Source organism: Pseudomonas sp. GL_093 (genome assembly GCF_057837605.1).
On sequence record NZ_CM174448.1, the window covers coordinates 158,434 to 182,562 of the forward strand.

Sequence of the window (24,129 nt, forward strand, 5' to 3'; positions counted from 1 at the left end):
GCTGATCGAGATGAACGCCCCTTTGCAAGGCCACACGGTCAGCAAACCGATCGCGGCAGCCCAAGCGCTGCTGTCGGTCGACAACGTCAGCCTCGAATACCGCACGCCTCAGCGGGTGGTTCGAGCGACCCATCAGGTCAGTTTTGAAATCGATCCGGCGGACCGCTTTGTGCTGCTCGGTCCGTCCGGTTGCGGTAAATCAACGTTGCTCAAGGCGGTCGCCGGGTTCATCCAGCCGTGTGAAGGGGAAATCCGTCTTCAGGGGCAAACCGTTCATGTCCCGGGGCCGGACCGGATCGTGGTGTTCCAGGAATTCGATCAACTGCCGCCGTGGAAAACCGTCAAACAGAACGTGATGTTCCCGCTGCTTGCCTCGAAAACCCTGAAGCGCAAAGAAGCCGAGGAACGAGCGCTGCACTACCTGGACAAGGTCGGACTGGCGGCGTTTGCCGATGCCTACCCGCATACCTTGTCCGGTGGCATGAAAGCGCGTGTGGCGATTGCTCGTGCGTTGGCCATGCAGCCGAAAATCCTCTTGATGGACGAACCCTTCGCCGCCCTCGATGCGTTGACCCGCCGCAAGATGCAGGAAGAATTGCTGCTGCTCTGGGAAGAAGTGCGCTTCACGCTGCTGTTCGTCACTCACTCCATCGAAGAAGCGCTGGTGGTGGGCAATCGAATTCTGCTGCTGTCGCCGCATCCGGGGCGGGTGCGGGCGGAAGTCCACAGCCATCAATACGACTTGCACAGCCTCGGCGGCGTGGCATTCCAGGAATCGGCGCGGCGGATTCATCGGTTGTTGTTCGATGAAGGTCAGTCCCCTGAAACCGATCGTGAACTGGATTTCTCCGACATCCGCATCGCTTATTGAGCCATTGAGAGGAGTGCCCGATGAGCCTTTTATCATCCCCGCGTGAAGAATTTGAAACGGTGTTGCAACCGCTGACGAGTGTGCCGCTGGAGCGTGAATTACCGCTCGGTCAGCGCCTCTGGCAACAAGGCTGGTTACGCAAAAGCCTGATCCTGATTTTGCTCGCGGTCCTGTGGGAGGTGGTTGCCCGTGTTCAGAACAACGACTTGCTGCTGCCGAGTTTTCTGCAAACCGGGAGCGCGCTGTACGACGGTCTGCTCAGTGGCGAGTTGCTGGGCAAGGTGTGGATTTCCCTGGTGGTGTTGCTCAAGGGTTACCTGATCGGCATCGTGCTGGCGTTTGCCCTGACCACGCTGGCGGTGTCGACGCAGTTTGGCCGCGACTTGTTGAGTACGTTGACCTCAATGTTCAACCCGCTGCCGGCGATCGCGCTGTTGCCGTTGGCGCTGCTGTGGTTCGGTCTGGGGCAGAACAGCCTCATTTTTGTGTTGGTGCATTCGGTGCTCTGGGCATTGGCGTTGAATACCTATGCCGGGTTCCTCGGTGTCTCGGAAACCCTGCGCATGGCCGGGCGCAATTACGGCCTCAAAGGCATGCGCTTCGTGCTGTTCATCCTGATTCCGGCAGCGCTGCCATCGATTCTCGCCGGGCTGAAAATCGGCTGGGCCTTCGCCTGGCGCACGCTGATCGCCGCTGAATTGGTGTTCGGCGCCACCAGTGGCAAGGGCGGCTTGGGCTGGTACATCTTCCAGAACCGCAATGAGCTGTACACCGACAAGGTGTTTGCCGGGTTGGCGGTGGTGATCCTGATCGGCTTGCTGGTGGAAAACCTGGTGTTCAGCACGTTGGAGCGGGTCACGGTGAAGCGTTGGGGGATGCAGCGGTAAGATTTGTGATGACAGGTCTGACGCCATCGCGAGCCGGCTCACTCCCACAGTGATCTTCAGTGGATGCAGACCCTGTATTCGACACATAACCCTGTGGGAGCGAGCCTGCTCGCGATGGGGCCCGCCCAGCCAACACATCAATTGAGGGATGTTTGTTAGCATTGCGTCTGAATCAATCCAGATCAGACACGAGTGCTCAGCATGCAACTCCCGGACATGAACTTGTTGGTCGCCCTCGACGCCTTGCTCGACGAGGGCAGTGTGGTGGGCGCCGCGCGGCGCATGAATCTCAGCCCGGCGGCCATGAGCCGGACGCTGACGCGCATTCGCGAGGCCATCGGCGATCCGATTCTGGTGCGCGCCGGTCGCGGTTTGGTGCCGACACCCAAGGCGCTGGCGTTGCGCGAGCAGGTGCGTGACGTGGTGGAGCAGGCCGCGCTGTTGTTTCGTTCGGCCGATGCGGTGGAGCTGGGCACGTTGCGCCGTCGGTTCAGCATTCGCGCCAATGACTTTTTCGTCGGTGTTTACGGCGGGAAACTGTTCGACACCCTGGATCGTCAGGCGCCGCACTGCGAACTGCGTTTTGTGCCGGAAGGCGATGGCGATGATGAGGCGCTACGCGAAGGGCGGATCGACCTGAGCATCAGTAATACCCGGCCGTTGACCCCGGAAGTGAAGATTCAGAATCTGTTCTCAACTCATTTCGTCGGCCTGGTTCGCGAGGACCATCCGCTGTTCGACGAAGAGATCACAGCCGAGCGTTTCGCCGGGTTTTCCCATATCTGCATGTCCCGCCGCGGCATCGCCCGTGGCCCGATCGATACCGCGCTCAATGCGTTGGGGCTGGAGCGGCGGGTGGCGGTGATTGCACCGAGTTTCCATGCCGCGATGTTTGCCTTGCCTGATTCCGATTTGATTCTGCCGGTGCCCAAGGAGGCATTGCTGAGCGTCCAGCGCCTGGGTCTGAAGCTGCGTTCCTTCACGCTGCCGATTCCGCTGCCGACCCTTATGCTGACCCAGTCTTGGCACCCACGTTTCGACAAGGATCCGGCCCATCGCTGGCTGCGCGAAACCCTCAAAACCTGTTGCGACGAAACGTGGCTGGCCGCACAACCCACCTGAGATTGATCACAAGATCGTTCCCACGCTCTGCGTGGGAATGCCTCTAGGGACGCTCCGCGTTCCAGTTCGCGAAAGGGACGCGGAGCGTCCCGGGCTGCATTCCCACGCAGAGCGTGGGAACGATCAATTGCTGCATGGGACGCACTTATAAGCTGCCAATAAGTCAATTTTCGTAAGGTCCCGCGCTTCTTAAAATGCTTCGGTATTCAAACCCCGGAGCTTGCAGTCATGACTTCCCTCACGGTCACGGCACCTCTCGCCGCGGCCAGCCCGGCTGCCGTCACGCCGCCGGTCTTTGGTCCGCGGATCATCATCGGTCTGGTGGGCGTGTTGTTGGCGGTGCTGGTGTCGGGCCTGAACGAGATGGTGACCAAGGTTGCCCTCGCCGACATCCGCGGCGCATTGGCCATCGGCTACGACGAAGGCACCTGGCTGGTTGCCAGTTACACCGCGACCTCGGTGACGGCCATGGCTTTCGCGCCGTGGTGCTCGGTGACGTTCTCGCTGCGACGGTTCACCCTCTGCGCCATCAGCGCATTCACCCTGTTGGGCGTGTTGTGCCCGTTCGCTCCAAACTACGAAAGCCTGCTGGTCATTCGCACCTTGCAAGGCTTGGCGGGCGGTGCGTTGCCGCCGATGCTGATGACCGTCGCGCTGCGTTTTTTACCGGCCAACGTGAAGCTTTATGGTCTGGCCGGTTATGCCCTGACCGCGACGTTCGGCCCAGGCCTCGGCACGCCACTGGCCGGGTTGTGGACCGAACACGTCGGATGGCAGTGGACCTTCTGGCAAATCATCGCGCCGTGCCTGATCGCCATGGTCGCGGTGGCGTATGGCTTGCCCCAGGACCCGTTGCGCCTGGAGCGCTTCAAACAATTTAACTGGCGCGGCTTGCTGCTGGGGTTTCCGGCGATCTGCATGCTGGTGATCGGCATTTTGCAAGGCAATCGGCTGGACTGGTTCGAGTCGAGCCTGATCTGCGGATTACTCGGGGGTGGGGTGCTGTTGCTGGTGTTGTTCCTGATCAATGAATGGTCGCAGCCGATGCCGTTTTTCAAGATGCAGATGCTCGGCATCCGCAACCTGTCGTTCGCTTTGCTGACCCTGGCCGGGGTGTTGGTGGTGCTGCTGGCGGTGATCATTATTCCGTCCAGCTACCTGGCGCAGGTACAGGGTTATCGCCCGGTTCAGACCGCGCCGATCATGTTGCTGGCAGCGTTGCCGCAGTTGATCGCGCTGCCGTTGGTGGCGGCGTTGTGCAACCTGCGTTGGGTCGATTGCCGCTGGGTGCTGGGGATCGGCCTGAGCATGCTGACGCTGTCCTGCATCGGTGGGTCGCAGCTGACGTCGGTGTGGATTCGCGACGATTTCTACGTGCTGCAACTGCTGCAAATCTTCGGTCAGCCGATGGCGGTGCTGCCGCTGTTGATGCTCTCCACCGGCAGCATCAGCCCGATGGAAGGGCCCTTCGCTTCGGCCTGGTTCAACACCGTAAAAGGCCTGGCGGCGGTGATCGCCACCGGCGTACTGGAGGCGTTGACCACCTCAAGGCTGCATTTCCACTCGGTGATGCTGGTGGACAACCTCGGCAATTCACCCCTGGTCGACAACGACAGCGCGGGCCTTGCCCACCGGCTGCATGAGCAGGCCGTGGTGCTGACGGCATCGGATCTTTATTTGTGCATGGCCGGCGTCGCACTGGCGTTGATCCTGCTGATTTTCTGGCTGCCGGCGCGGATCTATCCGCCGCGCGCGCCGACTTGAATGCTTCACTGAAACAGAAGGTTTTTATGACGACTCAATCAAAGCAAAAAGTGGCCGTTGGCGTCGCCGCGGTGGTGGCGCTCGGGGTGCTGGTTTATTTGCTGGCGCCCGGCCTGTTCGGCAAGCGCACGCAGCAGAACACCAATGACGCCTTTGTCTCGGCGGACTTCACGCTGGTGGTGCCGCGCGTGGCCGGGTTCATCAAGGAAGTGCTGGTGGAGGACAATCAGCAGGTCAAGGCCGGGCAGTTGCTGGCGTTGATTGATGACCGTGATTTGCGTGCCGCCGCCCAAGCGGCAGACGCCGAAACTCTGGTGGCCAGGGCGCAACTGCAAAATGCCCGTGCGACCCTTGAGCGTCAGGCTTCGGTGATCGCTCAGGCCCAAGCCACGGTCGTGTCGGCCAAGGCTGAAATGGCCTTCGCCGAGCATGAATTGAATCGCTACAACCACCTCGCCGGGGTAGGCGCCGGTACGGTGCAGAACGCCCAGCAAGCGCGGACCCGCATCGATCAGGCCACCGCGCGGCTGGCTAACGTGACGGCAATGCTGGCGGCGGAGCGCAAGCAGGTGGAAATCCTCACCGCTCAGCGTGACGCGGCTGAAGGCGGGCTGAAACGGGCGCAAGCGGCGTTGGAAATGGCCAGCTACGAGCTGTCCTATACACGCATCGTTGCACCTCAGGACGGAATGGTCGGCGAGCGCGCCGTTCGGGTCGGCGCCTATGTCACGCCGGGGAGCAAAATCCTTGCGGTGGTGCCGCTTGCGCAGGCCTATGTGGTCGCCAATTTTCAGGAGACCCAACTGACCGACGTGCAGCCGGGACAGGAAGTGCAAGTGCGTGTCGACAGCCTCGGTGGCGAGGCTCTGAGCGGTCGAGTCGAGAGCATCGCACCGGCCACGGGTGTGACGTTCGCCTCGGTCAAACCGGACAACGCCACCGGCAACTTCACCAAGGTGGTGCAACGGATTCCGGTGAAAATCGTGCTTGATCCGGGTCAGCCGTTGGCGGCGCGGTTGCGCGTGGGGATGTCGGTTGAGGCGAGTATTGATACTGCAAGCGCCAGCGCCAATGAGCATGAGGTCGCGCAACGATGAAGATTTTTGTCGATTACGCTGACGCCTTCGCGAGCAGGCTCGCTCCCACATTGGATCTAGGCAATGCACAGATTCATGGAGCAGAAAAAGATCCCCTGTGGGAGCGAGCCTGCTCGCGAAGAGGCCGGTGGCCCCAACTTACCCTCTGCACTTTGCTGGTCATGAACCTTTCAGCCTGCACCGTCGGCCCGGACTTTCAAAAGCCTCAGGCACCGCAAATCGCCGAGTGGTCGAAACCGTCAAAGTCCGCCGCCAGCCAAGCCATCGCCGAGACCATGGGCGAACGCTGGTGGGAGGTGTTCCACGACCCGAAACTCTCGGCCCTGACTCAACGTGCCTTGACCGACAACCTCGACCTGAAACTCGCCAGTAGCCGTTTGCAGCAAAGTCGCGCCGTGCGTCAGGTGATCACCGCCGACCGTTACCCGAATACCGCCGCCACTGGCAGCTACGGGCGTAAACGCAACAGCGGCGAAGGCTTAAACGATCCGTCAGGACACAACGGCGACTCGGCGTACAACCTGTGGGACGCAGGCTTCTCCGCATCCTGGGAACTGGATGTCTGGGGCCGTGTGCGTCGCGAAACCGAAGCGGCTGACGCGACCCTGGAAGTCGCGGAAAACGACCGACGCGGCGTGCTGCTGTCGGTGCTCGCCGAAACCGCCCAGGACTACATTCAGCTGCGCGGTGTGCAAAGTACGCGAGCCGTCACCGAGGAGAACCTCGACGTCGCCCGCCACAGCCTGAAACTCTCGCAGCTGCGCCTGGCCGACGGTGTCGCCACCGACCTGGATGTCGCCGAAGCCGCCGCCCAGGTAGCGGCTATCAAGTCGCGTCTGCCCGCGCTGGAGCAGCGCCAGTCGCAACTGATCAACGCCTTGAGCCTGTTGATGGGCGAGCCGCCGCAAGCGCTGTCCGCCGAGTTATCCACAAACGCCCCGGTGCCGCAAACCCCGCGTCAGGTCGCTATCGGCCTGCCGTCGCAACTGGCCGCCCGCCGCCCGGACATCCGCCAGGCCGAAGCCCGCCTGCATGCCGCGACCGCGAGCATCGGTGTGGCCAAGGGTGATTTCTATCCGCGGATCACCCTGTCGGGCAACCTCGGGTCGCAAGCCATGCAACTCGGCGATTTCGGCTCCTGGGGCTCGCGCTCGTTCGGTATCGGCCCGCAGTTCAGCCTGCCGCTGTTTGATGGCGGACGCTTGCGCGGCGTGCTGCACTTGCGCGAAGCCCAACAACAGGAAGCCGCCATCGCCTACCAACAAACCGTACTGCGCGCCTGGCATGAAATCGACGATCAACTGACCGCCTACAACGCCAGCCAACTGCGTCGCGACAGCCTTGCCGAAGCCGTCCGCCAAAACCAGATCGCGCTACGCACCGCGCAACAGCAATACGTGGAAGGGGTGGTGGATTTCGTTAACGTGCTGACGGTGCAAGGCGCGTTGCTGGCGACTCAGGAGCAGTTCGTGGAGAGTTCGACCGGGGTTTCGTTGGCGATGGTTGGTTTGTATAAGGCGCTGGGTGGGGGATGGGAGTCGGTGTATCCGTTGGCAGATGTTGTTACCAATAATCCGGTTTGATGGCGGGAGCCTTATGAGTCGGCACTCGAGTTGGAAACTGGTGCGCCAGCAACTCTTCTGAGGAGACGACTCGGCGCATCCAGTGGGAATATTCTATTAGCGAACCGGGTGGAGAGCGTTTGAATCCAGTCCGGCATGGAAGAACGACGCCCACCGTGATTTGAGGGAAGTCTTCTCGGATAGCTCTCAACGCGGGAGTCAAATCAGTATCCCCGGATACCAGAACGAACTGTTGTATGCGTTCAGCAATATGGATATCGGCCTGCTTGGCTGCAGTGCGATACATGCTTATTGCGATATGGACGTCAGTTTCTTTCTCTTCGAGTTTCCATATCGCGACTATATCTTGGCGCGAGGCACCTATTTTTTTTGTCGATAAAACGCGGAGCGTTTGCGCGCTCAAGTTGGTGGCGGCCGTAATGAACAGTGACGTTGTTGGCCTTCAGAGCGCGGACGTACGTGTCTTGAGCCTCTTTTGAAATTTTGCCGCGAGTAGCAAGCTCAGGTTTGACCGAGGACGTGAAATAGTCGACTGAGGCGAGAGCGCTATGAGGGTTTTCAATATGGGCAATATGCGTCAGCAACAGCGGCAGATTCAGCCATTTGTAAGGCGTGCCAGCCAGCAACCCGTAGAACACGTTGTAACCGTCAACAAAGAACGCAGTGCGCACAAATCCAATCCTCAGAAACGAAAAAACCGGCCGAAGCCGGTTTTTTCACCCCAACTGCCAGAGAACTGAATCTCTGCGTACGGGGTTGAGTAGTGGTCAGATCCTAAATGGCGTTCGCCATATGCGTCAACTGTTGACTGATCGAGGCTCTACTCGGCTGAATGTTTTTCAGCGCCGGCGAGCCAGTCTTGTGCATTCGCCTGGTCGATGGTCAAGGCGCTTCTGGCTTCAACTATTAACAATTATTACGACGTAATAGTGGCAATGAACGGGAGTGTGTAGAGATGTGAATGTCCACTATTACCCTTCATTTTTAATCGAGTGAAGATTCCCAAATTTGTGTGAGATTTAATACCACTGACTCAATGAGACTGCGATCAACCCACCACACTGAAAAAATATCCTTTTTGAAACCGGACATTTCCATCCAATGACGGCCATCTGCTTGACGCCCACCCACGCTGTCATAGACTCCGCTCATCCGTCAGGGAGTAACGGTTATGCGGCGTGTTCGTGTGTGGGTTATTGGATTGACCTTTGTAACGTGTGTTGTACAGGCGCAAACACCTGCGCCCGATGATCCGCTGCTGGACAGCGGCGGCAGTGCAAGCGCCAGCAGTGAGGCCCGTGGCGTGCTGCGGGCCCGGGATCAGGCGGTGCTGGCGAGTGAGTTGTCCGGGCGTATTGTCGAGTTGCCGTTCAGTGAGGGCGAGTCGTTCAAGAAGGGCGACACTCTGGCGCGTTTCGATTGTTCGGCTTATCAGGCCCAGCTCAATGCGGCTCAAGCTGCCAGCCGTGGTGCTGGTGAAGAACTGTCCCACAACAAGCAATTGGCGGCGTTGAATTCGGTCGGGCGTTTTGAAGTGGCGCGGGCCGAGGCCAAGGTCAGCGAGACTCAGGCGCAATCCCAGGTTTATCAGGTCCAGGTCAAACGCTGCAGCGTGCTGGCGCCGTTCGACGGCCAGGTCGTCGAGCGCAAGGTCAAGCGTTATGAAAGCGTCGCTGCCGGCACGCCGTTACTGGACGTGGTCGACAACCGCACTCTGGAAATTCATCTGCTGGTGCCGTCACGCTGGATGGCCCGGCTCAAGCCTGGCCAGACCTTCAGTTTTGTTCCCGATGAAACCGGTCAGCCACTGGACGCCACGGTCAAACGCCTCGGCGCGCGGATTGACGAAGGCAGTCAGACCTTGCTGCTGGTGGCGACGCTTCCCAACGCCAACGGTTTGCTGGCCGGCATGAGCGGCACGGCGCGTTTCGCGGAGTTCAAGTGAACGCCCCGGTCACGGGTGGCGCTGAACAGGTGTTCGCAAGGTTTCTGGATCTCGAACGCCTGACCCGCGCCGCTCGCACGCCTTCGCAATTGGCCTATAGCCTGGTCAATGACGGTCAGGCGCTGTTCGGCTTTCGCCATGCGGCGCTGGTGATTGCCGGCAAGGTGCAGGCCGTGACGGGTGTCAGTGCGGTGGAGCCGAATGCGCCGTTCGTGGCGTTTGTCGAGCAGGCAGTGGCGCAGTTGTTCAAGCTCGAGGTGCTGAAACAGGCGCGGGTGATTCCGGCGAATGTTCTCAGTGAGTCGATTCAGGCGGACTGGCAAAGTCTTTCCGCGGCTCAGGTGTTCTGGCTGCCGCTGATTGATCACCAAGGTGAGGTGTTTGGCGGTCTGTGGCTGGCGCGGGATCTGCCGTGGAATCCTTCCGAGCAAGTGTTGCTGTCGCAATTGGGTGACACCTACAGCCATGCCTGGCTGGCGCTGCAACCGCGCAAACCGTGGCGACTGCGCTGGACGCGAAAGCGTCAGGTGGCGCTGGTCGCGGTGGTATTGCTCGGGCTGCTCATTCCGGTGCGCCAATCGGTGCTGGCACCGGCCGAAGTCGTTCCGCTCGGCGGTCGAGTCGTTGCGGCGCCGCTGGACGGGGTGATAGCCGAGTTCCTGGTCAAACCCAATCAGACGGTGAAAGCCGGCGACCTGTTGTTGCGCTTCGAAAGCACCACGCTTCGGGCTCAGGCCGATGTGGCCGAGCGCGCCTTGGGCGTTGCTGAAGCTGAGCTGAAGGCCAACTCCCAACGCTCGTTTGCCGACGCCGAATCCAGCTCGAAAATCGATCTGCTGGCCGCGCGAGTCGAGCAAAAACGTGCTGAACGCGATTACGCCCGCGAACTGCTCAAACGCAGCGAAGTGTGCGCCGAGCGGGGTGGTATTGCGGTGTTCGCCGACGCGGAACGCTGGACCGGTAAACCGGTGCAGACCGGCGAGCGGCTGATGGAAATCGCCGACCCGACCCAGGCTGAGTTGCGCATCGAACTGGCGGTCGGCGATGCGATTGCGCTGGAGCCGGGTGCGCAGGTCGCGCTGTTTCTCGACAGCGATCCATTGCAACGGCATCTGGCCCGGCTCGAACGCGCGGCATACGAAGCACAACCCACGGCCGGTGGTCAGTTGGCTTATCGGCTCGACGCCAGTTTCCAGCAAACGCCACCGCGTATCGGGCTGCGAGGGACAGCGAAAGTCTTCGGTGATCGTGCGCCGCTGGCGTTGTACCTGTTACGCAAACCCCTGGCCGGTTTGCGCCAGAGCGTGGGGCTTTAGATGAGCCTGCCGAACCTGCGTGCAGATTTGCAGCTGACGCCTGCATCACCGGCGCTCGATGGCTCGCCGCGCTGGACCTTGGCCGATCCGGTGCGCGGTCGCTATTTCAAACTCGGCGTGGCGGCGATGCGCCTGCTGCGCCACTGGTCCTTGGGTGATCCCGAGCAAGTGCTGCGTGCAGCCAACCGCGAGCCAGGTTTGCCACTGGATGGCGCGGAGCTTGAGCAATTGCTGGGCTTTTTGCGCAGCCACGACCTGATCACCGCCCTCGATCCGCAACAGCGCGCCAGTTACAGCCTCAAAGCGGCCGCTCAACGGCAGTCGCTGTGGCAGATCTTGCTGCACCAATACCTGTTTTTTCGCATTCCGCTGTGGCGCCCGGACGCTTTTCTCAATCGCGCCTGGCCATGGCTGGAGCGCTTCGGCCCGCGCGCGTTGCGCTATGGATTGCCGATAACCCTGGGGCTCGGCGTGTTTCTGGTGTCACGGGACTGGCAGCGCTTCATCGCGACTTTTCCGCATCTGTTCAGCCTCGGCGGCGCGCTGGCGTTCGGCGTGGCGCTGTTCTTCGCCAAGCTTTGTCACGAGTTCGGTCACGCCTTCATGGCCAAGCGCGCCGGTTGTCGAGTGCAGAGCATGGGCGTGGCGTTCATGGTGTTGCTACCGATGTTTTACACCGATGTCAGCGATGCCTGGCGGGTCAATGATCGCCGCGCGCGGCTGCTGATTGGCGCCGGCGGCGTACTGGCGGAATTGCTTTTGGCGAGCATCGCGCTGCTCGCCTGGTCGCTGCTGCCAGACGGTCCCGGACGCACGGCGGCCTTCATGCTCGCCAGCGCCACCTGGATGACCACATTGGTGATCAACCTCAACCCGTTCATGCGTTTCGATGGCTATTTTTTACTCAGCGACTATTGGCAGGTCGACAACCTTCAGGGGCGAGCGTTTGACCTTTGTCGCTGGCGCTTGCGTGAGTTTTTATTCGGTTACGGTGCGCCGGCGCCGGAGCCCTGGTCGCCGAAGATGCAACGGCGTTTGCTGATCTGGGGTTACGGCTCGTGGCTGTGGCGCGCGGCGTTGTTTTTCGGGATTGCGCTGGCGGTCTACCACCTGTTCTTCAAGGTGTTGGGGATTTTCCTGATGCTGGTGGAGCTGGTGTGGTTCATCTTCCTGCCGATCATGAGTGAGTGGCGGCAATGGTGGACTCGCCGCGAACAGGCGCATGCGCCTCGGGTGCTGCTCAGTGGTCTGGCCTTGCTTGGGCTGTTGCTGATGCTGGTCGTGCCGTGGCGCAGCGCCGTTGAGTTGCCGACGATGTTGGAGGCTGGCCGCGCCAGTGCCTTGCATGCGCCAGTCGCGGCGCGGGTCAAAACGGTGAATGTTCACGATGGTGAAGCGGTTGCCCAGGGCCAGGTATTGATCGAGCTGGAATCCCCGGACCTGGATTCGCGTCAGGCCATCGCCCGTCGCGAAATCCAGATCCAGCAGTTGCAAATGCGCCGTCAAGCTAGCCGCAGTGAAACAGCCGCCGACGCCGGTATCGTCGAACAGCGCCTGGCCGAAGCGGTCGCCGAATACCGAGGCCTGGCCGCCCAGCGTGAGCGCCTGCTGCTGCGGGCGCCCCACGCCGGCAAGGTGCGCGATCTGTTGCCGCAGTTGACGGTCGGTCGCTGGTTATCAACCAAAGATCCGCTGGCGCGGGTGGTCGAAGACGGCGCGCGGTTGCGCGGTTATCTGGCCGAAGTCGAGCTCTGGCGTGTCGCCACGGGCGCCAGCGGACGCTTCATCGCCGACGATCCGATGCACCCGGCGATCGCCGTGCAACTGAGCGAAATCGACACCAACGGTGCGGAATTTGTCGATCAGGAAGCGTTGACCTCCGATCACCATGGACCGATTGCCGTGCGCCGGGATCAGCATCAAAGGGCGGAGCCGGTACAGGCTCAATATGGGGCGCGGTTGAGCGTCCTCGAGGACGTACCAACCCCGGTGCAACCCTTGCGCGGCATTGTGGTGTTGCAGGGGCGCGGCGAGTCGTTGCTGGGTGTCGCTTGGCGGCGTCTGGCGGCGCTGGGCGTAAGGGAAAGCGGTTTTTAAGGAGAGCTGCGATGGCAAATACCGATTCAGTGGCGGCCGATGGCTTGGTGGTTCGGCCTTCACGGGCCAGCGATGGGGCTTTTTTGCAGAGTCTTTATCAGGCCGCGCGGCCGGATTTGCAGTGGATTGATGGTGAGCAAGAGGTGGTTGAGCAGGTGGTGGCCCAGCAGTTTCGAGTGCAGGAGCAAGGTCTGGGAGAACGTTTCCCCAACGCCATGCATTACGTTATCGAGAAGCTCGACACGGCCATCGGTGCGCTGACCACCGATTTTGGTCCGAATGAAATTCGTGTGCTGTACCTGGCGTTCATTCCTCAGGCTCGCGGCCAGGGCTATGGCCGCAAGGTACTGCAAGGTGTGCAGCAAGCGGCGCAACAGGTTCGTTGTCCGGTAGCGACGGTGGTCTGGGCTAACAATCCCCATGCGCGCCAGCATTACCTGGCGCTGGGGTTTCAGGTCGAAGAGCGCAACCCGGCGGCGGAGCGGTTGGTGTGGTATCCGAAGGGCTGAGCACACCACTGACCCTGTGGGAGCGAGCCTGCTCGCGAAGGCGGTGGGTCAGCCGCCTTTAATGTTGAATGTTAAACCGCTTTCGCGAGCAGGCTCGCTCCCACATTGGGATTGCGTGCGTTCAGTTGAAGGCGATGTAAAAATAACCCACGCCCGGGTCCCGTCCCATGGCCGGCACCCGGGAGACAAAGATGTTTTCCACCTGACCCAGTTCCGGCAATTCCAGCGCACATAACCCATCGACAAACTCTGTGGGTCGCAGGCTGTTGAGCTCGACGCTGAACGGCATGCGCTCGTTGTTGGGCATCCGCGAGCGGGGTGTTTCCTCAAGGTTGTCGATATGGATCGGCAATTCACTGCCATCCGGCAGCCGCAGCGTCCCCGTCTTGCCCAGCAGCGCCTGAAAGTGTTGGCTTTGAACCTGTTGCAGCATGGTGTCACTCCAAGAATCGAAAGTGGCCGGGGGAGTTGAATCCCCCGGCGCGTCCTCAGTTGCGCGAAGGGAACAACCCGTTCAGGGCGATGCTGAAGTTGAGCACCAGGAAGGGGTTCATCGTTTCCATGGGCAAGCCATTACCGGCGGACGAGATTTCCCCCGTGACCGTGGTGGCCACGCCTTTGAGTGGCACGGCTGAAGCGCCTTGCGCATCGGAGTAGATGCTCGCCGAACCCGGGCCGCCGCCCGAGGCACCGATGTACGAGTTGGTCGCGGTCGGGTTGGTGACCGGGTTGCTTGCCGGGCTGGCCAGTTGCAGGGTGGTGGTGGCCGTGAGCCCGGACAAGGCGTGGGTGTGATTGGGCAGGTTGGTGATGGTGGCGGTGACTTTCTCGGTCCCGGAGAGCTCGCCGATGACGCGCGGGGTCAGATTCAGCCCGTTGCCCATGCACACCGGCATCCGGCCTTGCAGGTTGGGCAGCATGAAGCTGGTGGTGCCATCGCCTCCGAAGTTGACGCCCAGCAATGCAAAAACCGTGTTGTATTGCGAGATGTTCAGCGTCTGGCCATTGCACAGGGCCCAGCCGCTGGGCGCGAAGTTAAAGGCGAAAGGTTGAATAGTGCCGATAAATACTTCCATAAGTCCTCATCCCTCAGGTTAGTTGTCTGGCGCGCGACAAGGGTGGCCCGGGCATCCGGGCACATCGTTGCGATCAGCCGACTCCATTCATCTCCGTGGCTGGGTCACGCCACGCCAGAGCGTAGTTGATCCGCATGGCCGTCGAATGTCGTTGGTCGTAAAGCCAGCATCGACGACGGCGCTGTGGCTGTCCTACAGTGATGGCAAGCATCAAGATTTTTCACCGGCAGTCCCGAGGGGAGGCAATGGAGGCGCACAGAGAAACGCCGCTTGACGGCACCCAAGGCCCCCACGCGGCACCCGGCGCCTGGGCGAGTGTTCAACGCTTGCTTCGATGGGTGCGCGAGCATTGGCTGCTGCCGATTCTGGCATTGGCCGCGCTGGCACGTTTTTATGACCTGACAGCGGCGGCTATATGGGGCGATGAAGGTTCCAGTCTGCTGATGAGCCAGTATTCGCTGGCCGATATCTGGACGCATGCCGCCCATGATGTGCATCCGCCGCTGTATTTCATGCTGCTGCATGGCTGGATCGAACTGTTCGGCGATGGCATTTTTTCGATTCGAATCTTGAGTGCGCTACCAGGGATTGCCACCGTGGCGCTGGGCGTCTGGCTGGTGGACTTGCTCGCCACTCGCCGCGCCGCGTTATTGGCCGGCGTCTTGTTGGCGCTGCTGCCTACCGCCGTGCGTTACAGCCAGGAAGTGCGCATGTATTCGTTGCTGGGGCTGTGGTTGATCGGTGCCACGGTTGCCCTGGTTTACTGGATCAAACACCCCGGACGTCAACGCTATCTGGTGATTTACGCATTACTGATGAGCGCGGCGTTCTACACCCATTACTTCACGGCCCTGTGCGTGCTGTGTCACTGGCTGTACCTGGGGCTGATCCGCGTACAGCCCGGCTATCGCTTGCGGCATATCCAGCAGCCCGGCTGGTGGTGGGCGAACGTGGCGATCGTGTTGGTGTACTTGCCGTGGGTGCCCAACCTGATCGATCTGATTCAACACATGGATCAACTCAAAGCCAATGGCGATGTCGGGTGGGAGACACCGGTCACCTTCGCCTCGTTACCTTCGATGATCTGGTCGTTCCTGATCCAGGACGATGGCGAGAACCTGCCCACATGGATTTTCATCACGTTGCCCTTGGCGTCGCTGGCCTTGGTGTGGGTGGCGCTGGCGCGGGATCGCAGTGTCATTCGTGGCAGTGCGTTGCTGGTGATCTACACCGTTTTGCCGTTGTTGCTGGTGTTTTCGGTGTCGTTTATCTCGCCGGTGTTCATCGAGCGTTACCTCACCGCGTATGCCCTCGGCTTACCGATGATTGCCGCATTGGCCATTGATCGCCTGTACGCCGTCTTCCGGGTGCTGGCCGTGACGGTGCTGGTGTTGTTTGTCGGCGTCGAACTGGTGGGCCTGAACAACAACGCCACGGTCGATACCAAAGATCAAATCAGCGTCATGGTCGACTACGTGAACCAGCACTTCATTCCCGGTGACCGGATCGTCACCAGCGACATGCTCTGGTACCTCAGTTACGTCTATTACAACCGCACCGAAGCGAAACCGCTGCTGTACACCCCGCCGTTGGCCAATGGCGCTTCGAGCCGGCCGAATGCCTATGGCTTCGGCACGCTGGTGACGCAGGATATTTACCTCGACAGCCTCGGTAATTTGCCCAAAGGCACTGGCCGGGTGTGGTTGATCGGCACCATCGATTTGCCGAACGAATTCGCGCCGTTGCCCGCAGGCTGGCAGAGCGTTGGCCAAACGCAGGCGGGAGGCGCCAACGCGCGTTTGTTCGTGTTGCATTGAGCCTGTAACAAAAATCGCGTTTTTCAGACGATTTAGTTTCGATTTGATATCAAAACACCATTACCCGTAACGCCATTCATGGTCTAGGCTCGGTCATACATAAAGGATTTATGACTAGGGTGAAGGGATTGCCACAGTTCCATTTTATTTCCGGCTTGCCGCGCTCAGGCTCGACCCTGCTTTCTGCGATCCTTTTGCAGAATCCGCGCTTTCATGCGGGGATGACCAGCCCGGTCGGTTCCCTCTTCAGCAGTGTCCTTGATCAATGCAGCGCCGGCAGTGAGTTTGGTGCGGTGATCGATACCGACATGCGCCGCCGCTTGCTTCGCGGGTTGTTCGACTCTTTCTACGCCGACAAGGCTGACAAACCGGTGGTGTTCGACACCAACCGGTTGTGGAGCTCGCGCCTGCCGGCCATCAACGACCTGTTCCCCAAAGCCAAAGTGATTGCCTGTGTGCGTAATGTCGCCTGGGTGATGGACAGCCTTGAGCGCATTTATCGCGCCAATCCTTATGAAAACACCAAGCTGTATGTCGACGCGGCTGAGCGCAACACCGTTTACAGCCGTTGTGAAACCCTGGCTCAGCGCAATCGTCTGGTGGGCTTTGCCTGGGCGGCGCTCAAGGAAGCCTATTACGGCGAACAGGCCGAGTCGTTGCTGCTGGTCGATTACGACCTGCTGACCCAGGCCCCGGAGCGGGTACTGCGGCTGGTTTACGACTTCATCGAGGAGCCGTGGTTCGAGCACGATTTCAACAACCTGGCGTATGACGCGCCGGAGTTCGATCAGGGCCTTGGGGTCGCGGGCCTGCACAAGGTCAAACCCAAGGTTGAATTGCAAACCCGGCGCACCATCCTGCCGCCGGATTTGTTCAAACAATACGCAGAGTTGTCCTTTTGGCTCGATGGCTCAGCCAGCGCCGCCAATGTCATTCGTATGAAAGCCGACGCCGCGATCAGTTGATCGCGGTATTTTCATTGATGCCTCAAGAAAAGTTCGAGTTCGGGTGAGCAGCATGTGGTGGAGCAAAGGCAAGTCACGGGTTACCGAAGGCGCACGGGCACTGGCTGCGCCCATGATCATGTCGCTGGAGCCGCGCATGCTGTTCGACGGCGCGGTGGCGGCCACAGTGGCCGATGCCGCCCAGCCTGAAAGCCATCCGACTGCCGACGCCGCCAAGACGCCGACCGCCGATCACCCGGTGGCCAGCAAGGACACCCACGGTCAGGCCGATGCGACACCTGCGCCGGCCGCCACTCCGGGCGCGGTGCCAGGGCAGACGGTGGTGTTCGTCGACTCGCGGGTCAAAGACTCGGACAGCCTGCTCAAAGGCGTCGCCCCCGGCGCCCAGGTGGTGCAACTCGACGGCAGCAAGGACGGCTTGCAGCAAATCGCCGATTACCTCGGCAGCCATCAAGGCATCAGCACGGTAGAAATCATTGCCCACGGCAACGCCGGGGATCTGTGGCTCGGCAGCACTTATCTGTCCGCCGATAACGTCGGCGCGCGCAGCGCGGTGCTCGGGCAAATCGGTAAGGACATGAACGTCGGCGGCGACATTCTGATCTACGGTTGCTACACCGCCGAAGGTGATCGTGGCCTGAGTTTTGTCGACTCGATTGCCAGCATGACCGGCCGCGATGTCGCCGCGTCCAGCAACCGAACCGGTGTGGGCGGCGACTGGAACCTGGAAATCGCGACCGGCAGCATCGAAAGCGTCAACGTGCTTTCGGGCCAGTCCATGAGCGCGTATCAATGGGGCCTGGCGACCTGGACCGCGACTAACAACCTGGACTCCGGCGACAGTTTTTCCCTGCGCGGCCAACTGGCGCAGGCGCAGAACGGCGACATCGTCACGTTCAGCAGCGGCCTGGCAGGTACGACCGTAAACCTGAACAGCGAATTGCTGGTCAACAAAAACGTCACCATTGATGGTGATTTGAACAACGACGGCGTGGCCGATGTGACCCTGAGCGGTCAATACAAGACCCGTGTCATTGAAGTTGCGTCCGGCAGCACCGTGCTGCTCGACGGCTTGACCATCACCAAAGGCTTGGCGGCCGGCAATGGCGCCAACAGTGGTTTCACCGCAGCTGACGCCTTAGGCGGCGGAATTTTGAATGCCGGTAACCTGACCCTGAAAAACGTCACAGTGACTGCCAACGCGGCGTCCGGTGGCGGCGGCGGCGGCGGCGTGACGCCGATTTACGGCGGCGGTAGCGGTGGCGGTGGCGGCGGGGTTGGCGGCTCGGGCGGCGGCAGCGGCGGCAACACCACGGCACAGGGCCGGCCTACTTATTTCGGCACCGCTGGCGGCTCCGGTGCCGGTGGCATCGGCGGCAGTTATGACTCAATCCACCTCGGTGGCCGCGGCGGCGCGGTCAACGGTGCTGGCGGTGCCGGCGGCACTTCCGGCACGTCGGGCTACAGCGTCGGCGGCCATGGCGGTTCGGCCACCAACGGCACCATTACGGTCGGAGGCGGCGGTGGCGGCTCCGGTTGGGACAAAGTCGGCGGTATTGGCGGCTCGGCAGCGGGCGGCGTCTACAACTCCGGCACCTTGACCGTGATCGGCACCTCGCACATCACTGGCAACATCGCGGCCGGTGGCGGCGGCGGTGGTGGTGGCGGGATCGCTGGTGACGGCGGTAGCGCTGATCCCGGTGGCGCCGCAGGCCAGGGCATCGGCGGTATCTGGAACAAAGGCACGCTGATCATGACGGCGGCCAACTTCTCAGCACTGAATGGCAACGCCGGCGGAAGCGGCTCCGGCGGTGGCGCGTCGGGCGGTGGCGTTGTGGGCAGCACCCCGACAAACGTGACCAACCTGCGCAACGATGGCACCCTCATCAACAATTACATCGAGCCGCCCACCGCGACCATCGTGGTGGCCGACCCGACGATAAGCATCGGCGAAACTTCGCTGGTGACCATCACCTTCAGCACCGCGGTGACCGGTTTCACCAACGCCGACCTGACCATTGCCAACGGAACCCTCACGGCGGTGAGCAGCAGTGATGGCGGCGTGACCTGGACCGCTACCTTCACACCGAGCGCATCGATCACCGACATCACCAACATCATCACCCTCGACAACACCGGGGTGCAGACGGTGAGTGGCAGCGTCGCGGGCATCGGCACCACCGATTCCAACAATTACGTGGTCGATACCGTGCGGCCCACCGCGACCATCGTCGTCGCGGACAACGCGCTGATCGCCGGTGAAACCTCGCAAGTCACCATCACCTTCAGCGAAGCCATGACCGGTTTCACCAATGCCGACCTGACCATCGCCAACGGCTCGTTGACCAATGTCAGCAGCAGCGACGGCGGCATCACCTGGACGGGAACGTTCACCCCGAGCGCCAGCATCAACGACACCACCAACGTCATCACCCTGGACAACACCGGGGTCAGCGACACGGCGGGCAACGCGGGCATCGGCAGCACCAATTCGAACAACTACACCGTTGATACCGTGCGCCCGACCGCGACCATCGTCGTCGCCGACACCGCACTGGCCATCGGCGAAACCTCGCTGGTGACCATCACTTTCAGCACGGCGGTGACCGGTTTCACCACTGCCGACCTGACCGTGGCCAACGGCAGCATCAGCGGATTGAGCACCGGCGACGGCGGTATCACCTGGACCGGCACGCTAACGCCGACCAACGCGATCACCGACACCACCAACCTTGTCACCCTGGATAACACCGGGGTCAGCAGCCTGTCGGGCAACGCCGGCACGGGCACCACCAACTCCAACAACTACGGGATCGATACTGTTCGGCCGACCGCCACCATCGTGGTCGCCACCTCCAGCCTCGCCATCGGCCAGACCTCGCTGGTGACCATCACCTTCTCCGAGGCGGTCAGCGGTTTCAGCAACGCGGATTTGATCATTGCCAACGGCACGCTCACGGCGGTCAGCAGCGGCGACGGCGGCATCACCTGGACGGGAACGTTCACCCCGAGCGCCAGCATCAACGACACCACCAACGTCATCACCTTGGACAAAACCGGAGTCAGCGACCTGTCGGGCAATGCGGGCGCGGGTACCACCAACTCCAACAACTACGTGGTCGACACCGTTCGACCTACGGCGACCATCGTGGTCGCGAGCACAGCGCTGGCCATCGGCCAAACGTCGCTGGTGACGATCACCTTCAGCGAAGCGGTCAGCGGTTTCACCAACGCCGACCTGACCATCGCCAACGGCACATTGACGGCGGTGAGCAGCAGCGACGGCGGCATTACCTGGACGGCGACCTTTACCCCGAGCGCCAGCATCAACGACACGACCAACCTGATCACGCTGGACAACACCGGGGTCAGCGACCTGTCGGGTAACGCCGGTAGCGGCACCACCGATTCGAACAACTACGCCATCGACACCGTGCGCCCTACGGCGACCATCGTCCTGGCCGACCCGACCCTGAGTGCCGGCGAAACCTCGCTGGTGACCATTACCTTCAGCGAAGCCGTGAGCGGTTTCACCAACGCCGATTTGAGCATCGCCAACGGCACGTTGACCGCGGTGAGCAGCAGCGACGGTGGCATCACCTGGACCGCGACCTTCACGCCAACCGTCGGTGTGAATGACTCGAGCAACGTCATTACCCTGGCCAATACCGGTGTGACCGACGTGGCCGGCAACACCGGCAGCGGCACGACTAACTCTGGTAACTACACCATCGATACGGTGTTACCGACGGCCACCATCGTGGTCGCCGACAATGCATTGAAAATCGGTGAAACGTCGCTGGTGACCATTACGTTCTCCGAGGCGGTGAGCGGTTTCAGCAACGCCGACCTGACGATTGCCAATGGCACGTTGACGGCGGTGAGCAGCAGCGATGGCGGCATTACCTGGACAGCGACGTTCACGCCGACGGCCAGCACTACCGACGCGACCAACCTGATCAGCCTGGACAACAGCGGCGTGCAAAACGCCTCGGGCAACGCCGGCAGCGGCACCACCGATTCCAACAACTACGCCATCGACACCGTGCGCCCGACGGCCACGGTCGTGGTGGCGGACACTGCGCTGAGAATCGGCGAAACCTCGCTGGTAACTATCACCTTCAGTGAAGCGGTCAGCGGTTTCACCAACGCCGACCTGACCATCGCCAACGGCACCTTGACCGCGGTGAGCAGCGGCGACGGCGGCATTACCTGGACGGCGACCTTTACTCCGAGCGCCAGCATCAACGACACGACCAACCTGATCACCCTGGACAACACCGGCGTGGCCGATCTGGCGGGTAACGCTGGCAGCGGCACTACCGATTCGAACAACTACGCCATCGACACCGTGCGCCCTACGGCGACCATCGTCCTGGCAGACCCGACCCTGAGTGCCGGCGAAACCTCGCTGGTGACCATTACCTTCTCCGAAGCAGTGAGCGGTTTCACCAACGCCGATCTGAGCATCGCCAACGGCACGTTGACCGCGGTGAGCAGCAGCGACGGCGGCATCACCTGGACCGCGACCTTCACGCCAACCGTCGGTGTGAATGACTCGAGCAACGTCATTACCCTGGCCAATACCGGTGTGACCGATGTGGCCGGCAACACCGGCAGCGGCACGACTAACTCTGGTAACTACACCATCGATACGGTGCTGCCGACGGCAACTATTGTCGTCGCCGATACTGCATTGAGCGTCGGTGAAACGTCGCTGGTGACCATCACCTTCAGCGAAGCCGTCAGCGGTTTCTCCAATGCCGACCTGACCATCGCCAATGGCACGTTGACCGCGGTGAGCAGCAGCGATGGCGGCATTACCTGGACAGCGACGTTCACGCCGACGGCCAGCATTACCGACGTGACCAACCTGATCACCCTGGACAACAGTGGTGTGCAAAACGCCTCGGGCAATGCCGGTAGCGGCACCACCGATTCCAACAATTACGCCATCGACACCGTGCGTCCGACGGCCACTATCGTGGTCGCGGACGCGGCGTTAGCGGTGGGTCAAACATCGGTGGTGACCATCACGTTCTCCAAGGCGGTTACCGGTTTTACTACAGCCGACCTGACGGTGAGCAACGGTACCCTGAGCAATCTGAGTACCAGCGACAACATCACCTGGACCGCAACCCTGACGCCGACGGCGAGCGTCACCGATTCGACCAACCTGATTACCCTGGACAACACCGGAGTGATCGATGGGGCTGGCAACACCGGCAGCGGCACGACGGATTCCAACAATTACGCCATCGACAGCCAGCGCCCGACCGCGACAATTGTGTTGAGCGATACAACCCTGAAACCGGGGGAAACCGCGCTGGTGACCATCACCTTCAGCGAAGCGGTCAGCGGTTTCGACAACAGCGATTTGAGCGTCGCCAATGGTACGTTGAGCAATGTCAGCAGCAGCGACGGCGGTATCACCTGGACCGGGACGTTCACGCCGACCATCGGTGTGACCGACGCCACCAATCTCATCACCCTGAACAATACCGGCGTCTCGGACGTGGCCGGCAACGCGGGCTCGGGCACCACCAACTCCGCCAACTATGTGGTGGAGACCCAGGTGCCGACCGCAACCATCGTGATCGCCGACAACGCCCTCAAGGCCGGTGAAACCTCAGGGGTGACCATCACCTTCAGCGAAGCGGTCAGCGGTTTCACCAACGCGGACCTGACCATTGCCAACGGCACCTTGAGCAACGTCAGTAGCAGTGACGGCGGCATCACCTGGACCGCGACGTTTACGCCAACCGTCAACGTGACGGACACCACCAACCTGATCAGCCTGGACAACAGCGGTGTAACCAACGCCTCAGGCAACAGCGGCGTGGGCGTGACCGATTCCAACAACTACGCCATCGACACGGCGCGGCCGACGGCGACCATCGTGGTGGCGGATAACCGCTTGGGCATCGGCGAGACGACCACGGTCACCATCACCTTCACCGAGACGGTTTCAGGTTTCGACCTGTCGGACCTCAGCGTCGCCAATGGCACCTTGTCCAACCTGCTCAGCAGCGATGGCGGCAAGACCTGGACCGCCACGCTGACCCCGACCGCCAACATCAACGACACCACCAACCTGATCCTGCTCGACAGCAGCAATGTGGCGGACGCCGCGGGCAACGCCGGTGCCGGGATCGCGATCTCCAACAACTACGCGCTCGATGCCACCCGGCCGACGGCAACCATCGTGGTCGCCAACCCGAACCTGGGCGTGGGTCAAACCACGCTGGTGACGATCACCTTCAGCGAAGTGGTAAGCGATTTCGATCTGTCGGACCTCAGCGTGACCAACGGCGAGCTGACCAACCTGGTCAGCAGTGACGGCGGCAAGACCTGGACCGCAACCTTCACGCCGACCGCGAGCATCACCGATCCAAGCAACTTCATTGCGCTGGACACCAGCAACGTCAGCGACCTTTCGGGCAATACCGGCACCGGTGTGGCGGTGTCCAATAACTACACCATCGACACCGTGCCGGGCGTGGTTGTAACGCCCGACCAGCTGACGCAAATCCAGCCACCGGTGACCGTTTCCGATCAGCCCAACGTGCCACTGCAACCGATCATCTTTGCCCCACCCACCGGCGATCTCGGCTCGCCGCTGACCTTTACCCCGTTGTTCGAAAGCCGTGTGATCGGCAACGGCATCCGGCCGCTGGGTGACATCTTCATGAACCACGGCGCGCTGGCGCCCAGCTTCATCGCCCAGGTGTTCAGCAGCAGTGACAACGGTGGCGATGGCTCGGGCAACGGCTTCCTCGGCTTTGGCGGTGGCGATGGCGGGGTGTTCAGCACCAGTACGTTGTCGAGCCTGTTCAATCAGGATTCCGGCAGCGCACGAGACTCGCTGGGTTCATTCGGCAGTCATTCGATCAAGGCCGGGGATGTTTCACAGGGGCTGCGCGGCGTGTTTGGCGCGCCGAGTCTCGTCCAGCAATTGCAACAGCTCAAAGACACCGAGCAACGGCAGGTCGACAGCCTGGCCGCGGCTTTACGACAGGTCGGCATCAGCGAAATGCAGGCCTGAAAATAATACTTAAATCTGTGCGTTACCCAGGGGCA

15 protein-coding genes and 1 pseudogene are annotated in these 24,129 nt (G+C 61.3%); 13 read left to right on the plus strand and 3 right to left on the minus strand.

Translation table 11 applies throughout. From position 1 onward, the window contains the following. Nucleotides 1-10: 10 nt before the first annotated feature. The 6 genes from AC3IUE_RS00675 (at nt 11) to AC3IUE_RS00700 (ending at nt 7,324) form a co-directional block, all read left to right on the plus strand. On the plus strand, nt 11-871 hold the full coding sequence (locus AC3IUE_RS00675) for an ABC transporter ATP-binding protein (protein ID WP_489268729.1): 861 nt from the start codon (nt 11-13) through the stop codon (nt 869-871). Between the two features lie 20 nt (nt 872-891). Next, the gene (locus AC3IUE_RS00680) at nt 892-1,758 is read left to right on the plus strand and encodes an ABC transporter permease (RefSeq protein ID WP_033058673.1); all 867 of its coding nucleotides are present in this window, start codon (nt 892-894) and stop codon (nt 1,756-1,758) included. Nucleotides 1,759-1,959: 201 nt separating this feature from the next. Beyond that, nucleotides 1,960-2,880 (plus strand): LysR family transcriptional regulator, encoded by a 921-nt coding sequence (locus AC3IUE_RS00685; protein WP_489264959.1) that lies wholly within the window; start codon nt 1,960-1,962, stop codon nt 2,878-2,880. A gap of 228 nt (nt 2,881-3,108) precedes the next feature. Then, the gene (locus AC3IUE_RS00690) at nt 3,109-4,644 is read left to right on the plus strand and encodes an MFS transporter (RefSeq protein ID WP_489264961.1); all 1,536 of its coding nucleotides are present in this window, start codon (nt 3,109-3,111) and stop codon (nt 4,642-4,644) included. 26 nt (nt 4,645-4,670) lie between these two features. Continuing rightward, complete coding sequence (locus tag AC3IUE_RS00695) at nt 4,671-5,741, plus strand: HlyD family secretion protein (protein ID WP_489264963.1); 1,071 nt, start codon at nt 4,671-4,673, stop codon at nt 5,739-5,741. Next, a complete protein-coding gene (locus AC3IUE_RS00700; RefSeq protein WP_489264965.1) occupies nt 5,738-7,324 on the plus strand; it encodes an efflux transporter outer membrane subunit in 1,587 nt (528 codons plus the stop codon). The genes AC3IUE_RS00695 and AC3IUE_RS00700 overlap by 4 nt, the downstream gene beginning before the upstream one ends. Here the strand turns inward: AC3IUE_RS00700 and AC3IUE_RS00705 are convergent. After that, nucleotides 7,305-7,995 (minus strand): annotated as a pseudogene (locus tag AC3IUE_RS00705) (NYN domain-containing protein). The gene AC3IUE_RS00700 and the pseudogene AC3IUE_RS00705 sit on opposite strands and share 20 nt — an antisense overlap. A 500-nt stretch (nt 7,996-8,495) precedes the next feature. Here AC3IUE_RS00705 and AC3IUE_RS00710 point away from each other — a divergent pair. From AC3IUE_RS00710 to AC3IUE_RS00725, 4 genes are read left to right on the plus strand one after another with little or no spacing between them, the layout of a single operon-like run. Then, a complete protein-coding gene (locus AC3IUE_RS00710; RefSeq protein ID WP_489264967.1) occupies nt 8,496-9,269 on the plus strand; it encodes an efflux RND transporter periplasmic adaptor subunit in 774 nt (257 codons plus the stop codon). Beyond that, nucleotides 9,266-10,585 carry an efflux RND transporter periplasmic adaptor subunit gene (locus AC3IUE_RS00715; protein ID WP_489264969.1) on the plus strand — a complete coding sequence of 440 codons (1,320 nt, stop codon included), beginning with the start codon at nt 9,266-9,268 and terminating at the stop codon, nt 10,583-10,585. The genes AC3IUE_RS00710 and AC3IUE_RS00715 overlap by 4 nt, the downstream gene beginning before the upstream one ends. After that, nucleotides 10,586-12,682, plus strand: coding sequence for an efflux RND transporter periplasmic adaptor subunit (locus tag AC3IUE_RS00720; RefSeq protein WP_489264971.1), 2,097 nt, complete (start codon nt 10,586-10,588; stop codon nt 12,680-12,682). An 11-nt stretch (nt 12,683-12,693) separates the two neighbouring features. After that, nucleotides 12,694-13,191 carry a GNAT family N-acetyltransferase gene (locus AC3IUE_RS00725; RefSeq protein WP_489264973.1) on the plus strand — a complete coding sequence of 166 codons (498 nt, stop codon included), beginning with the start codon at nt 12,694-12,696 and terminating at the stop codon, nt 13,189-13,191. Nucleotides 13,192-13,312: 121 nt separating this feature from the next. Here the strand turns inward: AC3IUE_RS00725 and AC3IUE_RS00730 are convergent, their stop codons facing one another. Both AC3IUE_RS00730 and AC3IUE_RS00735 read right to left on the minus strand, forming a co-directional pair. After that, nucleotides 13,313-13,624: a DUF6916 family protein gene (locus tag AC3IUE_RS00730; protein ID WP_056745726.1), complete on the minus strand. Its 312-nt coding sequence runs from the start codon at nt 13,622-13,624 to the stop codon at nt 13,313-13,315. A 55-nt stretch (nt 13,625-13,679) separates the two neighbouring features. Then, nucleotides 13,680-14,267, minus strand: coding sequence for a phage tail protein (locus AC3IUE_RS00735; protein WP_489264976.1), 588 nt, complete (start codon nt 14,265-14,267; stop codon nt 13,680-13,682). A gap of 245 nt (nt 14,268-14,512) precedes the next feature. Between AC3IUE_RS00735 and AC3IUE_RS00740 the strand changes: the two genes are divergently transcribed. From AC3IUE_RS00740 to AC3IUE_RS00750, 3 genes are all read left to right on the plus strand, one after another. Further along, a complete protein-coding gene (locus AC3IUE_RS00740) occupies nt 14,513-16,084 on the plus strand; it encodes a glycosyltransferase family 39 protein (protein WP_489264978.1) in 1,572 nt (523 codons plus the stop codon). Between the two features lie 119 nt (nt 16,085-16,203). Then, nucleotides 16,204-17,049 (plus strand): sulfotransferase family protein, encoded by an 846-nt coding sequence (locus AC3IUE_RS00745; protein ID WP_489268731.1) that lies wholly within the window; start codon nt 16,204-16,206, stop codon nt 17,047-17,049. A 52-nt stretch (nt 17,050-17,101) separates the two neighbouring features. Then, nucleotides 17,102-24,094 carry an Ig-like domain-containing protein gene (locus tag AC3IUE_RS00750; protein ID WP_489264980.1) on the plus strand — a complete coding sequence of 2,331 codons (6,993 nt, stop codon included), beginning with the start codon at nt 17,102-17,104 and terminating at the stop codon, nt 24,092-24,094. The last annotated feature ends 35 nt before the right edge of the window (nt 24,095-24,129 follow it).

What these genes read in the sequence shown, in the direction of transcription:
- AC3IUE_RS00725 (WP_489264973.1), top strand. Translation starts at nt 12,694, where the DNA reads ATGGCAAATACCGATTCAGTGGCGGCCGATGGCTTGGTGGTTCGGCCT.
- AC3IUE_RS00740 (WP_489264978.1), top strand. Translation starts at nt 14,513, where the DNA reads ATGGAGGCGCACAGAGAAACGCCGCTTGACGGCACCCAAGGCCCCCAC.
- AC3IUE_RS00700 (WP_489264965.1), top strand. Translation starts at nt 5,738, where the DNA reads ATGAAGATTTTTGTCGATTACGCTGACGCCTTCGCGAGCAGGCTCGCT.
- AC3IUE_RS00685 (WP_489264959.1), top strand. Translation starts at nt 1,960, where the DNA reads ATGCAACTCCCGGACATGAACTTGTTGGTCGCCCTCGACGCCTTGCTC.
- AC3IUE_RS00735 (WP_489264976.1), bottom strand. Translation starts at nt 14,267, where the DNA reads ATGGAAGTATTTATCGGCACTATTCAACCTTTCGCCTTTAACTTCGCG.
- AC3IUE_RS00695 (WP_489264963.1), top strand. Translation starts at nt 4,671, where the DNA reads ATGACGACTCAATCAAAGCAAAAAGTGGCCGTTGGCGTCGCCGCGGTG.
- AC3IUE_RS00675 (WP_489268729.1), top strand. Translation starts at nt 11, where the DNA reads ATGAACGCCCCTTTGCAAGGCCACACGGTCAGCAAACCGATCGCGGCA.
- AC3IUE_RS00720 (WP_489264971.1), top strand. Translation starts at nt 10,586, where the DNA reads ATGAGCCTGCCGAACCTGCGTGCAGATTTGCAGCTGACGCCTGCATCA.
- AC3IUE_RS00710 (WP_489264967.1), top strand. Translation starts at nt 8,496, where the DNA reads ATGCGGCGTGTTCGTGTGTGGGTTATTGGATTGACCTTTGTAACGTGT.
- AC3IUE_RS00690 (WP_489264961.1), top strand. Translation starts at nt 3,109, where the DNA reads ATGACTTCCCTCACGGTCACGGCACCTCTCGCCGCGGCCAGCCCGGCT.
- AC3IUE_RS00750 (WP_489264980.1), top strand. Translation starts at nt 17,102, where the DNA reads ATGTGGTGGAGCAAAGGCAAGTCACGGGTTACCGAAGGCGCACGGGCA.
- AC3IUE_RS00730 (WP_056745726.1), bottom strand. Translation starts at nt 13,624, where the DNA reads ATGCTGCAACAGGTTCAAAGCCAACACTTTCAGGCGCTGCTGGGCAAG.
- AC3IUE_RS00680 (WP_033058673.1), top strand. Translation starts at nt 892, where the DNA reads ATGAGCCTTTTATCATCCCCGCGTGAAGAATTTGAAACGGTGTTGCAA.